This window comes from Brevundimonas sp. Bb-A (genome assembly GCF_009394735.1).
Classification (GTDB): Bacteria; Pseudomonadota; Alphaproteobacteria; order Caulobacterales; family Caulobacteraceae; genus Brevundimonas; species Brevundimonas aurantiaca.
The window spans coordinates 3,222,362-3,235,254 of sequence record NZ_CP045456.1 but is presented as its reverse complement, the minus strand read 5'-3'; the positions used below and the strand labels follow the sequence as shown (position 1 = coordinate 3,235,254).

The window sequence follows — 12,893 nt, the reverse complement described above, 5'->3', positions numbered from 1 at the left end:
GTCCCTGCGCTTGCTCGCCACTCGCCACGCGTCACTCGCCACTAACAAGCCCCATGCGCCTTCCCTCCCTCCTTCGCCGCACGCCCTTTCGGCTGACGCTGCTGTTCCTGGCCCTGTTCGTCGCGGCGGCGGGGGCGATCCTGGCCTATGTCTATTTCGCCTCGGCCTCGGAGGCCCAAGGTCGCGCCCAGGCGGAGGTGGAGGCCGAGCGGGCCGCTTTGACCGCCGTCTATCGCACCCGGGGCCTGGACGCCCTGAACCAGGCCCTGGTCGAGCGCGCCATCCGCGCCGGCCCCTATCTGTATGTGCTGAAGGGGGCGGACGGAAAGATCATCACCGCCAACATCTCCGACGTGCCCGAGGGGGTCGACACCGGCGACTGGGAGCCCTTCCGCCTGACCGACACCGACGCAGACGGCCGGGTGCGGCGGCGCCAGTCGATCGGCATCGACACCCGTTTGGCGGGCGGCGAACATCTGTTCGTCGGGGCGGACATCGGCGACGTCGAGGACTATCTGGCCCGCCTGACCCAGGCCCTGTGGGGCGCCATGGGCCTAGTCATCCTGCTGGGCCTGGCGGGCGGCCTCTACATCAGCCGCCGGGTCGAAAGCGCCATGGCCGGGCTGAACCGCGTCGTCTCAGCCGTGCAGGAGGGGGATCTGAAGGTCCGCGCCCCCATCCGCCATTCCGGCGACGAACTGGACGAACTCAGCCAGGGGCTGAACCTGATGCTGGATCGGCTGGAGGCGTCCATGGCCTCCATCCGCCATGCCGGCGACGCCATCGCCCACGACCTGCGCTCGCCCCTGACGCGGATGCGGGCCAAGCTGGAGGTGGCCTTGATCGACGCCGAGGCGGGCCGGATCGACGGGGTCGACGCCCTGGGCGTGGCCCTGGACGAGGCGGACCATCTGCTGAAGACCTTCAACACCGTGCTCGCCATCGCCCGGCTGCAATCGGGCGGGGCGCCGGACCCCCAGCGGATGGACGCGGCCGCCCTGGCCGCCGACATGGCCGAACTGTACGAACCGGCGGCCGAGGACAAGGACATCGACTTCTCGGCCGAGATCGAGACCGGCCTGATGATCGAGGGCAACCAGCCCTTCCTGGCCCAGGCCCTGGCCAATCTGATCGACAACGCCATCAAATACACGCCCTCCGGCGGGGCGGTGAAGCTGCGGGCGCGGCGGCGGTCGTCCGGCGAGATCGAATATTCGGTCACCGACACCGGCCCCGGCGTGCCGGAGGAGGACCGCGAACGGGTGGTCCAACGTTTCGTGCGGCTGGACAACAGCCGCACCGAGCCGGGCTCGGGTCTGGGCCTGTCTCTGGTCACGGCTGTGGCCGAGGCGCACGGCGGCCGGGTGGTGCTGGACGAAGGCCCCGGCGCCTATGAGGGTTACGGGCCGGGTCTTCGCGTGGCCCTGGTTCTGCCGCCGGCCTCGGCCTCGACCTGATCTCCCCTAATTTCCGCTCATCCCGGCGAAAGCCGGGACCCAGTTCTTTGGGCGTTCAGGCTTGTGAGCGTGTCTTGGATCGTGGTCCAACGCATTGCCGAGCGAAAGCACTGGGTCCCGGCTTTCGCCGGGATGAGCGGATGATTTGATGCCCGAAACCAAAACCTCAGTTCCGTTGGCGCATAGCCTCGTCCCCGCCGGTCCCGTCGCCGACCCCGCCGCCGCCGAACGCCTGCACGAAACCCTGTTCGAGGCCGCCGCATCCGAGGGCTGGGCCGACACTCTGGACGCGGCCTGGCCGGCCCTGGCGCCGGTGGCGGGGGCCTCGCCCTATCTCGCCGGCCTGATGCGGCGTCGCCCCGCCCATCTGCGCCGCCTGCTGGAGACCAATCCGACCTCGGGCCTGATCCGCATCCTCGCCGACACCGACGCCCTGAACGCCGAACCCGATGAGGTCCGCGCGCCTCTGCGGGTGCTGAAGGCCGATCTGCACCTGCTGACGGCCCTGGCTGACCTCGGCGGGGTCTGGGACCTGGATCAGGTGACCGGCGCCCTGTCCGGCTTCGCCGACGCCGTCTGCCGCGCCGCCCTGCGCGCCGTCGCCGCCGAGCAGCGGGCGAGGGGGCGGCTGGTCTCGCCGCCCGACGATCCGCGCGGGCCCATCCCCGGCCTGTTCGGCCTGGCCATGGGCAAGCACGGCGCGCACGAGCTGAACTATTCGTCCGACATCGACATCTCCCTCTTCTTCGAGCCGCGCCTGATGGGCCTGGCCCTGCGCGAGGGCGAGGAGATGCAGGACTTCGCCAATCGCGTCGGCAAGGGGATCGCCGGCCTGCTGAGCGAACGCACCGCCGACGGCTATGTCTTCCGCGTCGACCTGCGGCTGCGGCCCGATCCGTCCTCGACCCCGCCGGTCGTCGCCGCCCCCATGGCCCTGGCCTATTACGAGAGCGTCGGCCAGAACTGGGAACGGGCGGCCTTCATCAAGGCCCGGCCCGTGCTGGGCGACCCGCGCGCCGCCGCCCGTTTCGTCAAGGCCCTGCGGCCCTTCGTCTGGCGTCGCAGCCTGGACTACGCCGCCGTTCTGGACATCCAGTCGATCAAGAAGCAAATCCATGTCCACAAGACGGGCGAGGGGCTTCAGGCCGCCGGCGCCAATCTGAAGCTGGGCCGAGGCGGCATCCGCGAGATCGAATTCTACGCCCAGACCCAGCAGCTGATCCTGGCGGGACGCGACCCGGACCTGAGGGCGCCGCGCACCCTGGCCGCCCTGACCGCCTTGGCCGGCGCCGACCACATTCCAACCGCGGTCGCCGAGGAGATGTCGGCGGCCTATGTCGAACTGCGCGGGCTGGAACACCGGGTCCAGATGCTGGACGACGAACAGACCCACCGCCTGCCCGAGAGCCCCCAGGCGCGCGCCGCCGTCGCCGCCCTGGCCGGCTGGGCCGATCTGGCCGCCTTCGACGCCCATGTCGAAGCGCTGCTGGGGCGGGTCAACGCCCGCTACGGCGAGCTGTTCGAAGGCGGGGAAGACCTGGATTCCAGCTACGGCAGCCTGGTCTTCACCGGGGTGGAGAACGATCCAGAGACCCTTCTGACCCTGGGCCGCATGGGCTTTTCCGAGGCGGCCTCGGTCGCCGACACCATCCGCTCCTGGCACCACGGCCGCATCCCCGCGACCCGGACCGAGCGGGGCCGCGAACTGTTCACCCGCCTGGCGCCGCGCCTGCTGGAGGCCCTGGCGCGCACGGGCGCGCCGGACGAGGCCTTTCGCCGGTTCGCCGTCTTCTTCTCGGGCCTGGCCGCCGGGGTTCAGGTTCAGGCCCTGTTCCTGAACCAGCCCAAACTGTTCGAAATGGTCCTGGGCGTCATGGCCTTTGCGCCGCGCCTGGCCCGCACACTGGGCCGTCAGCCGGCGGCCCTGGACGGGATTCTGGACGCCCGCTTTCTGGCTGACCTGTCCGACGACACCGGCCTGAGCGAACAGATGGTGCGCGAGGCGGGCGAGGCGGAGGATTTCGAAGGGGCGATGAACGCCGTGCGGCGTCTGCACCGCGAACAGATGTTCCGCATCGGCCTGCACGCCATGACCGGCCGCGCGGGGCCCGAGGCCGCCGGCCGGGCCTATGCCGATCTGGCCGACGCCGCCATGCGTATCCTGGCCCCTGCCGCCCTGGTCGAGGCGGAACGGCTGGGCGGCGCCTTTCCCGGCGCGGTCGCCGTGGTGGCCCTGGGCAAGGCCGGGTCGCGCGAGATGACGGCCGGGTCGGACCTGGACCTGATGACCCTCTACGACGCCCCGCCCGAGGCCGTGTCCGAGGCCAAGGGCTGGACCGCCGACGTCTTCTACGCCCGCTTCACCCAGAGGCTGATCGCGGCCCTTTCGGCCCATACGGCCGAGGGCGGCCTGTATGAGGTGGACATGCGGTTGCGGCCCACCGGATCCAAGGGCCCGGTCTCGGTGCGGCTGTCCGCCTTCGACGACTATTACGCCGCCGAGGCCGAGACCTGGGAGTTCATGGTCCTGACCCGCGCGCGCGTGGTCTGGGCCAGCGACCCGGCCTTCGCCGAGCGGGTGTCGGCGGGGATCGAGGCGGCGCTGCGGCGGCCCCGGCCGGGCGTCAACGTGGCGGCGGATGTGCGCCGGATGCGCGCCCTGATGGATCGGGAACGCCGTCCGCACGGCTTCTGGGATCTGAAGCTCTCGCCGGGCGGCCAGGTGGACGCCGAGTTCGCCGCCCAGTACCGCCAGCTTCAGGCTGCGGCGGCGGGCGAGCCCTTGACCCTGTCGACGCTTCAGGCCCTCGGGCAAGACCCGATCCTGGCCGAGGCCTGGCGCATCCAGCAGCGACTGGCCCAGCTCCTGGCGGCCGCCTTCGAAGGCCGGGTCGATCCCGAGGCCGAGCCGGCGGTCTTTCAGCAGCGGCTGGCCGAGGCGGCGGGGGCGCCCGACTTCGAGAGCCTGAAGACCCGGCTGACGGACCTGCGCGCCCAAGCGCGTCGGGCCTTCGAGCAGGCGGTTCCGGCCGGTCGCGACGGAGAATCGCCGGACCCGCGTTCAACCTCCTGACGGGGCGACGAAAAGGCCGTGCTTGCCACGGCCCAGGAGAAGATCGAGATGAGAACAACCTTGCTGACCGGCCTCGGCGTCATCGCCTTGGCGGGCCTGGCCGGCGCCGCCACGGCCCAGACGCCGCCCCCAGGTCCTGCGCCGACGGCGGCGCATTCGGGACCCCAAGCCGACCGCCCCCATCATCGACGCGGTGAAGCCCGTCGCGCCGGTCCGGTGACGCGGGCCGAATTCGTGGATCAGCACATCGCGCGTCTGACCGCCTTGGACGCCGACCGTGACGGCGTGGTCAGCGTCGCCGAGCGCGAGGCCGCCGTTCAGGCCCGGCGCGCCCGGCACGCGGATTCGCGCTTCGCCAAGCTGGATGCGAACGGCGACGGCGCGGTCAGCCGCGCCGAGTTCGAGGCCGCCCGCGCGGCGCGCGGCGAGGCCGGCGGTCGTCGCGAACGGGCGGGTCGCGGCGACGGACCTCGTCGCGGCAAGGACGGCGCCCATCGCCAGGCCGGTCCGGTGACGATTTCGGACGTCGCCGCCAAACTGGGCGAACGGTTCGACACGATGGACGCCGATCACGACGGCGTTGTCACCCCCGAGGAACGCCGTGCGGCCGCCCAGGCCCACCGCGCCGAACGGCGTCAGGCCCGCTCCGCGCAACAACCGGCTTCCCCGCCGGCCGGTTCGGCGTAAGAACAGTGTCGGGGTCGGCCGTCGCGCGCGAATCGGTCCCTTTCGTCCGGATCGGAAGAGGCAGGCTTGGTCGCGATCATCGACCCCGACGAGGATCTGGTGCGCCGCGTGGGTCAGGGCGATCCGGCGGCGGCCCAGGCGCTCGTCGTGCGCAAACTGCCGCGCATCCTGGCCTTGGCGCAGCGGATGCTGGGCGATGCGGTCGAGGCCGAGGACGTGGCTCAGGAAACGATGTTTAAGGCGTGGAAACAGGCGCCCCGGTGGACGCCGGGCCAGGCGCGGTTCGACACCTGGCTGCACCGGGTGGCGCTGAACCTCTGTTACGATCGGCTGCGGCGTCGTCGCGAGATTCCGACGCAAACGCCCCCCGACCGTCCCGACGAGGGACCGGCCCCGGATCGGGGTCTGATGGCGGCCGAAACGGGCTTGCGGGTCGGACAGGCGTTGAGCCGCCTGCCGGATCGGCAGCGCGAGGCGGTGGTCCTGTGTCATTATCAGGAACTGTCCAATATCGAGGCGGCCGCCCTGATGGAGATCAGCGTCGAGGCGCTGGAAAGTCTGTTGTCGCGCGGTCGCCGCGCATTGCGTCAGTCCTTGTCGGACCTGGCGCCCCGCGCCCCGGCTGCGGCGCTGAGAGGAGAGGCGAGATGAAGGCGCAACGGTTGCACGCCCTGGCGGAGGCTTACGGCGCCGACCTGCGTCGATGGCCGGCGTCCGAACGCGCCTTCGCCGAAAGCCTGATCGCGGCTGATCCGTCGCTGAAGGCGGTGCTCGACGAGGCGGCGGCGCTGGACGCCCTGCTGGACGCCGCGCCGGCGCCGGCGCCCTCGGCCGTCCTGACCGCGCGGGTTCTCGCCGCCGCGCCCAAGGCCAGAAGCCGTCGTTTCCATCTGGACCGGCTCGCCTTCTATCTGGGCGCCGGCTGGGCGGCGGCGGCCTGCGCCGGGGTTGTGGCGGGGGTCGGCCTGACCAGCGAACTGACCGCCAACGAGCGGGCTGATGCGGTGCTTTATCAATCCAGCCTGACCGGGGTGGACGATACGGAGGTTCTTCGATGAGCGGACGCGGGCTGAAAATCGCCCTGGCGGTCTCTGTGGCCCTGAACCTGTTCGCCCTGGCCGGCGGGGTCGCCTTCGCCGTCAGCCGGGCCAAGGTGGATCAGCACGTCGCCGAACAGCGCCAGCCCGGTCGCGCCGGCGGCTTTCGCGCCCTGGTGGCGGAGCTGAGCCCCGAAACCCGGCGCGAGGTGCGCGCCCGCATGCGCGCCGTCGCCCTGTCGGCCCGTCCCGATTTCGAGGCCGCGCGCGAGGCCCGCCGTCAGGCGGTCGAGGCCGCGCGCCAACCGCAGATGAATCCCGAGCGGGTCCAGGCCCTGCTGAATGACTCCCGCGCCGCCGAAATGCGCGGCCGCGCCCGTCTGGAAGGCGGCGCCATCGCCATTCTGGGCGCCCTGGACGTCGAGGACCGCCGCATCATGGCCGACATATTGGCGCGCAAGGGACCAGGTGCCGGCCGGGCCGATCGCCCGGCCGGCGAGGGGCCGCCGCCGCCCGAAGCCGGCGACGTCCCTCGCTGACCTCAGGCCTTGGAGGCGCGGAAGGCGGCGACAGCCTGAACCGCCTCGCGCACCGAGCTCTCGATGGCGGCCCAGTCGCCGGCCTTCACCGCCGCGTCCGTCACCAGTTTGGATCCCATGCCCGCCGCCACGATTCCGGCGCCGAACCATTTGGCGATTGAGGCTTCGTCGGGATCGACCCCGCCGGTCGGCATGATCTTGACCCAGGGCATCGGCCCCTTGACCGCCTTGACGAAGTCCGGCCCGCCGACCGACGAACCAGGGAACAGTTTGACGATGTCGCAGCCCAGTTCATGCGCCTCGCCGATGTCGGTCACCGAGCCGCAGCCGGGGAAGTAGGCCACCATGCGCCGGTTGCAGACCTTGGCCACGTCGGGGACCAGGCAGGGGCTGACCACGAAACGCGCGCCCCGGTTCAGATAGAGGGCCGCCGTGCCGCTGTCGACGACCGAGCCGATGCCCAGAACCACCCAAGGATCGGTCTTGATCAGTTCGCGATTGATCTCGCCGAACAGGTCGCAGGCGAAGTCGCCGCGATTGGTGAACTCCACCACCGGCGCCCCGCCGCGCGCACAGGCGCGGATGACGTTCAGGCTGACCTCGGGATCGGGATGATAGAAGACCGGGCAGACGCCCTGGGTCTGAAGCGCCTTCAGCACGCTGACGCGATCATGGGCCATGTCTCAAATCTCCGCCTGTCCGACCCGCGCCGGAACGCCTGTGTTTCCTCGACCGGTCGCCCGGCCTTCGCGCCCTGCTTATCCCAGCCGCTGCAGAAAACGAAAGCCGCGCGGTCCGGTTCGGGGCGCTGTGGCGGAACATATTGTTTCACCGGCCGTCTTCGACGCCGCGTCCAAAACCGTTTAGGAGGCGGAACAGCAATAGGAGAGCCCCGCCATGATGACCGCCATCTTCGTCTTCATCAAAACCGAGCTGGGCTACGCCAATGAGGTGGCCGCCGACATCGTGGACCATGTGGAGAACGTGTCGGAGGTCTATTCGACCTCGGGCCAGCACGATCTGCTGGCCAAGTTCAACCTGCCGCGCGACGCCGACATCGGGACCTTCGTGACCAAACAGGTCCAGACCCGACCGCATGTCCGCGACACCTTCACCGTCATCACCTTCTCGCCCTTCCTGCCGAAGGGGGGCTAGGATTTTCCGGCGCCGGTCTTTCGCTTGACGGCGTCCCTGCGCTCCTCCGCCTCGTCGTCCTCGCCGACCTTTTCCTCGACCGAGGCCGAGAACCGCTGGAAGGCGCCCAGGCCCACCAGCACCAGGACGGCTGCGATCAGCAGGGCGGTCGGATAGATCAGCTGGCTGACGTCCTCGCGCGCGGTCTTGAACACCACCACCAGGGCCTCCAGGAACAGGGCGATGACGATGGTGGACAGGAATTTCGTCAGGCTGCGCCGGGCCTCGGCGGCGCTGCGCCGCTCATTGCCGCGCCGCACCTCGTCTTCGAAGATGTATTTGGCCACGTCGAAGACGGCGATGGCGACGATGACATAGCCCAGCACGTCCAGCACCGCCTCGGCCCCCGACTGGCCGGGCGCGCGAATGGTCTCCAGCGCGTCCTTGACGCCGAAGCCGATCAGGGCGGTGGCGGCCAAAAGCAGCAGCAGGCTGGCGCCGCCGAACACCGCGCGGGTCAGATAGGTCATGGTCGCCCCCTGGGCCGCCCCCTTAGTTTCAGGACCACCAACGCGCGGGCGGCCAAGCTGTTGCCTGGGCGCAAATGACCGTAGCCAATCGAAACCCATCTGCTAACCTCCCCTCCAAAGAGGAAACGCGGGGAACACGCGACATGACCGATCTGGACGCCTTCCGCACCGAAACGCGCGCCTGGCTGGAAGAGAATTGCCCGCCCGAGGTGCGCGGTCCCATGGCCTCCGAGGCGGATACGATCTGGGGCGGGCGCGACGCCGTCTTCGCCACGCCGGGGCACAGGCTCTGGCTGGAACGGATGGGCGCGCGCGGTTGGACGGCGCCGGAATGGCCCCGCGAGTACGGCGGCGGGGGCTTAAGCCGCGAAGAGGCCAAGGTGCTGGCGTCGGAGCTGCGGCGCATCAAGGCCCAGCCGGCCCTGGCCAGTTTCGGCGTCTGGATGCTGGGCCCGGCGCTTCTGGCCTTCGGGACCGAAGAACAGAAGAAGCGGTTCCTGCCCGAGATCGTGCGCGGCGAAATCCGCTGGTGCCAGGGCTATTCCGAGCCCGGCGCCGGCTCCGACCTGGCCTCGATCCAGACCAAGGCGGAGGATCGCGGCGACCACTGGATCGTCAACGGCCAGAAGATCTGGACCTCCTACGCCGACAAGGCCGACTGGATCTTCTGCCTGGTCCGCACCGATCCGGAGGCGCCCAAACATCTGGGCATCTCCTTCGTCCTGTTCGACATGAAGACGCCGGGCGTCACCACCCGGCCCATCACCCTGATCAGCGGCAAGTCCCCCTTCTGCGAAACCTTCTTCGACGATGTGCGGGTGGAGAAGGAAAACCTGGTCGGCACGCTGAACCGCGGCTGGGACGTGGCCAAATATCTTCTGGCCCATGAGCGGACCATGATCGGCGCCATGGGCGAGGTCGGCGCCGGCCGGCCCCTGGCCCAGACTGCTCTGGAGACGATCGGCGCCGACGCCGAAGGCCGGCTGGACGACCCCATGCTGCGCGCCCGGATCGCCGAGCTGGAGATCGACGCCGCCGCCTTCCGCCTGGCGATGGAGCGGGCCGGCGATCAGATGAAGGCCAAACAGGCCCATCCGGCCATCGCCTCCATGCTGAAATACTACGGCTCGGAACTGAACAAGCGCCGCCACGAACTGCGGATGGCGGCCGGCGGGATCGACGCCCTGGAATGGGAGGGCGAACGCTCGCACGGCGGCGCCGCCGCCCGCGACTGGCTGCGCACCAAGGCCAATTCCATCGAGGGCGGGACCAGCGAGATTCAGCTGAACATCATCGCCAAACACCTGCTGCAACTGCCGGGCGCCTGAGCCCCGCCGTCTCCTCCCCACGCAGTGGGGAGGGGGACCACGAAGTGGTGGAGAGGTTCTTCCGCCGCACAGCCCTGGGACCCCAATGCCCCTGATCCTGACCGAAGAACAGACGATGCTCCAGGACGCCGCCGACGGCTTCTTGGCCGAACACGCCCCGCTGGACCATCTGCGCAAACTGCGCGACGATCGCGATCCCGACGGCCTGTCGCGCGACCTGTGGCGCGGCTTCGGCGAGATGGGCTTCGCCGGCGTCCTGATCCCCGAGGCGCACGGCGGCCTCGGCCTGGGCGCCGTCGAGGCGGGGGTGATCGCTGAAAGCCTGGGGCGCGCCCTGACCCCGTCCCCCTTCATGGGCTCGGCCGTCCTGTCGGCCAAGGTGCTGAGCGACGGCGGCTCAGAGGCCCAGCAGGCCTGGCTGCCCCGTATCGCGGCCGGCGAGGCCGTCCTGTCCCTGGCGATCGACGAGGGGGCCAAACACGCGCCCAGCCGCATCGCCGCGCGCGCCGAACGGTCCGGCAACGGCTTTCGCCTGAACGGCGCCAAGGCCCTGGTGCTGGACGGCCATATCGCCGACGCCCTGATCGTGGCGGCGCGGGCGGAGGAGGGGATCACCCTCTTCCTGGTCGATCCCAAGGCGGACGGGGTCGCGGTCGAACGCACCGTCATGGTCGACGCCCACAACGCCGCCCGCGTGACGCTGAGCGACGTCGAAATCGACGCCGACGCCGTGATCGGCGCCGTCGGCGGGGGGGAGGTCCTGCTGAACCCCGCCCTGGCGCTGGGGCGCGCCTGCGCCGCCTCGACCCTGACCGGCGCCGGGGACCAGGCCTTCAAGATCACGCTTGAGTATCTGCGCACCCGCAAACAGTTCGGCCGCCTGATCGGCGAGTTCCAGGCCCTGCAACACCGCGCCGCCCATCTCTATACCGAACTGGCCTTGGCCCGCGCCGCGACCCTGGCCGCGCTCCAGGCCATCGACGCCGGCCGCGAAGACGCCGACCTTGCGGCCTCCATCGCCAAGGCCAAGGCCGGCCGCGCCGCCGAACTGGCGGTCCAGGAAGCGGTCCAGATGCACGGCGGCGTCGGCATGACCGACGCCTTCGACGTCGGCCTCTATATGAAGCGTGTCCGCGTCCTCAACGAACTCCTGGGCGACGCTCAGTTCCACACCGAACGGTTGGCGAGGAGCCAGGGGTTTTGAGGGGGGCGATCAATCCTCGTCCATCTTCAGGGCGGCGATGAAGGCTTCCTGGGGGATTTCGACCTTGCCGAACTGGCGCATGCGCTTCTTGCCGGCCTTCTGCTTCTCCAGCAGCTTCTTCTTGCGGGTGGCGTCGCCGCCGTAGCATTTGGAGGTCACGTCCTTGCGCAGGGCGCGGACGGTTTCGCGGGCGATGATCTTGCCGCCGATGGCTGCCTGGATCGGGATCTGGAACAGATGGGGCGGGATCAGCTCCTTCATCTTCTCGACCATGCCCCGGCCGCGCGTCTCGGCCCGCTGGCGGTGGACCAGCATGGACAGGGCGTCCACCGGCTCGGCGTTGACCAGGATGGACATCTTCACCAGGTCGCCGACCTTGTATTCGGTGATCTCATAGTCGAACGAGGCGTAGCCCTTGGAGATGGACTTCAGCCGGTCGTAGAAGTCGAACACCACCTCGTTCAGCGGCAGTTCGTAAACCACCATGGCGCGGCTGCCGACATAGGACAGCTCCACCTGCTGGCCGCGGCGGTCCTGGCACAGTTTGATGACGCCGCCCAGGTATTCGTCGGGGGTCAGGATGGTGGCCTTGATCCAGGGTTCGGCTATGGTGTCGATCTGCATCACGTCGGGCAGGTCGGCCGGATTGTGCAGGTCCATCTCGGAGCCGTCGCGCAGGCCGATCTTGTAGACGACCGACGGGGCGGTGGCGATCAGATCCAGGTTGAACTCGCGGCTCAGCCGCTCCTGGATGATCTCCAGGTGCAGCAGACCCAGGAAGCCGCAGCGGAAGCCGAAGCCCAGGGCGGCGCTGGATTCCATCTCATAGGTGAAGGAGGCGTCGTTCAGCCGCAGCTTGCCGATGGCGGCGCGCAGGTCCTCGAAGTCGGCGGCGTCCACGGGGAACAGGCCGCAGAAGACCACCGACTGGACCTCCTTGAACCCCTTCAGCGGTTCGGCCGTGGGGCGTTTCTCGTCGGTGATGGTGTCGCCGACGGCGGCGTGGGCCACTTCCTTGATCTGGGCGGTGATGAAGCCGACCTCGCCGGGGCCCAGCTGGTCCACCGGGGTGTTCTTGGGCAGGAAGACGCCGACCCGGTCGATCAGGTGGGTCGAGCCGTTGCGCATCATCTTGACCCGCATGCCGGTCTTCAAGACGCCGTCGAAGACGCGGACCAGGACGACGACGCCCAGATAGGGGTCGTACCAGGCGTCGACCAGCATGGCCTTCAGCGGGGCGTCGGGGTCGCCCTTGGGCGCCGGCAGGCGGGTGACGATGGCCTCCAGCACGTCCTCGATGCCCAGGCCCGACTTGGCCGAACATTCCACGGCGTCGGAGGCGTCCAGGCCGATGACGTCCTCGATCTGGGCCTTGACCCGCTCCGGCTCGGCGGCGGGCAGGTCGATCTTGTTCAGGACCGGGACGATCTCGTGATTGTTGTCGATGGCCTGATAGACGTTCGCCAGGGTCTGGGCCTCGACCCCCTGCGAGGCGTCCACCACCAGCAGCGAACCCTCGCACGCCGCCAGAGACCGGCTGACCTCATAGGCGAAGTCCACGTGGCCGGGCGTATCCATCAGGTTCAGCACATAGTCCTGGCCGTCGCGCGCCTTATAGGTCAGGCGCACCGTCTGGGCCTTGATGGTGATCCCCCGCTCCTTCTCAATTTCCATCGAGTCGAGCACCTGTTCAGACATCTCGCGCTGGGTCAGGCCGCCGGTGTGCTGGATCAGGCGGTCGGACAGGGTGGACTTGCCGTGGTCGATGTGCGCGACCACGCTGAAATTCCGGATGTTCGAGATCGGAGGAGTCGTCATCCGCGCGCCCCTAACATGCGTATTCCTTTTGGACCAGCCGCCCAGGTCCGGCGGGAACGCCCCGTCGTAGATTACACCTCTGCAAT

General features: G+C 69.6%; 12 protein-coding genes. 9 read left to right on the top strand and 3 right to left on the bottom strand.

Annotation, left to right across the window (positions count from 1 at the left end):
* Nucleotides 1-53: 53 nt before the first annotated feature.
* The 6 genes from BSP_RS15955 to BSP_RS15930 all read left to right on the top strand — a co-directional run bounded on the left by BSP_RS15955 (nucleotide 54) and on the right by BSP_RS15930 (nucleotide 6,793).
* Nucleotides 54-1,457: an ATP-binding protein gene (locus tag BSP_RS15955; protein WP_152950983.1), complete on the top strand. Its 1,404-nt coding sequence runs from the start codon at nucleotides 54-56 to the stop codon at nucleotides 1,455-1,457.
* A 148-nt stretch (nucleotides 1,458-1,605) separates the two neighbouring features.
* A complete protein-coding gene (locus BSP_RS15950) occupies nucleotides 1,606-4,530 on the top strand; it encodes a bifunctional [glutamine synthetase] adenylyltransferase/[glutamine synthetase]-adenylyl-L-tyrosine phosphorylase (protein WP_152950982.1) in 2,925 nt (974 codons plus the stop codon).
* 48 nt (nucleotides 4,531-4,578) lie between these two features.
* On the top strand, nucleotides 4,579-5,217 hold the full coding sequence (locus BSP_RS15945) for an EF-hand domain-containing protein (RefSeq protein WP_152950981.1): 639 nt from the start codon (nucleotides 4,579-4,581) through the stop codon (nucleotides 5,215-5,217).
* A gap of 66 nt (nucleotides 5,218-5,283) precedes the next feature.
* Nucleotides 5,284-5,868, top strand: a complete 585-nt coding sequence (locus BSP_RS15940) for an RNA polymerase sigma factor (RefSeq protein WP_152950980.1) — start codon at nucleotides 5,284-5,286, stop codon at nucleotides 5,866-5,868.
* Complete coding sequence (locus BSP_RS15935) at nucleotides 5,865-6,275, top strand: hypothetical protein (protein ID WP_054766675.1); 411 nt, start codon at nucleotides 5,865-5,867, stop codon at nucleotides 6,273-6,275. The genes BSP_RS15940 and BSP_RS15935 overlap by 4 nt, the downstream gene beginning before the upstream one ends.
* Entirely contained in the window at nucleotides 6,272-6,793 is a 522-nt protein-coding gene (locus BSP_RS15930; protein ID WP_152950979.1) for a periplasmic heavy metal sensor, read from the top strand. The genes BSP_RS15935 and BSP_RS15930 overlap by 4 nt, the downstream gene beginning before the upstream one ends.
* Before the next feature lie 2 nt (nucleotides 6,794-6,795).
* On the opposite strand, the gene BSP_RS15925 is transcribed toward BSP_RS15930, so the two are convergent.
* Nucleotides 6,796-7,473 (bottom strand): bifunctional 4-hydroxy-2-oxoglutarate aldolase/2-dehydro-3-deoxy-phosphogluconate aldolase, encoded by a 678-nt coding sequence (locus BSP_RS15925; RefSeq protein ID WP_054766673.1) that lies wholly within the window; start codon nucleotides 7,471-7,473, stop codon nucleotides 6,796-6,798.
* 217 nt (nucleotides 7,474-7,690) lie between these two features.
* On the opposite strand from BSP_RS15925, the gene BSP_RS15920 reads away from it, so the two are divergent.
* Complete coding sequence (locus tag BSP_RS15920) at nucleotides 7,691-7,948, top strand: Lrp/AsnC ligand binding domain-containing protein (protein WP_152950978.1); 258 nt, start codon at nucleotides 7,691-7,693, stop codon at nucleotides 7,946-7,948.
* Here the strand turns inward: BSP_RS15920 and BSP_RS15915 are convergent.
* Nucleotides 7,945-8,457 (bottom strand): GNAT family acetyltransferase, encoded by a 513-nt coding sequence (locus tag BSP_RS15915; RefSeq protein ID WP_152950977.1) that lies wholly within the window; start codon nucleotides 8,455-8,457, stop codon nucleotides 7,945-7,947. The genes BSP_RS15920 and BSP_RS15915 overlap by 4 nt on opposite strands.
* A gap of 143 nt (nucleotides 8,458-8,600) precedes the next feature.
* Here BSP_RS15915 and BSP_RS15910 point away from each other — a divergent pair, with 143 nt between their 5' ends.
* Both BSP_RS15910 and BSP_RS15905 read left to right on the top strand, forming a co-directional pair.
* Entirely contained in the window at nucleotides 8,601-9,785 is a 1,185-nt protein-coding gene (locus BSP_RS15910; RefSeq protein WP_152950976.1) for an acyl-CoA dehydrogenase family protein, read from the top strand.
* Between the two features lie 85 nt (nucleotides 9,786-9,870).
* Complete coding sequence (locus BSP_RS15905) at nucleotides 9,871-10,989, top strand: acyl-CoA dehydrogenase family protein (RefSeq protein WP_054766669.1); 1,119 nt, start codon at nucleotides 9,871-9,873, stop codon at nucleotides 10,987-10,989.
* A gap of 9 nt (nucleotides 10,990-10,998) precedes the next feature.
* Here BSP_RS15905 and lepA read toward each other — a convergent pair whose 3' ends face one another.
* Nucleotides 10,999-12,807, bottom strand: coding sequence for a translation elongation factor 4 (lepA, locus tag BSP_RS15900; protein WP_054766668.1), 1,809 nt, complete (start codon nucleotides 12,805-12,807; stop codon nucleotides 10,999-11,001).
* Nucleotides 12,808-12,893: the final 86 nt, after the last annotated feature.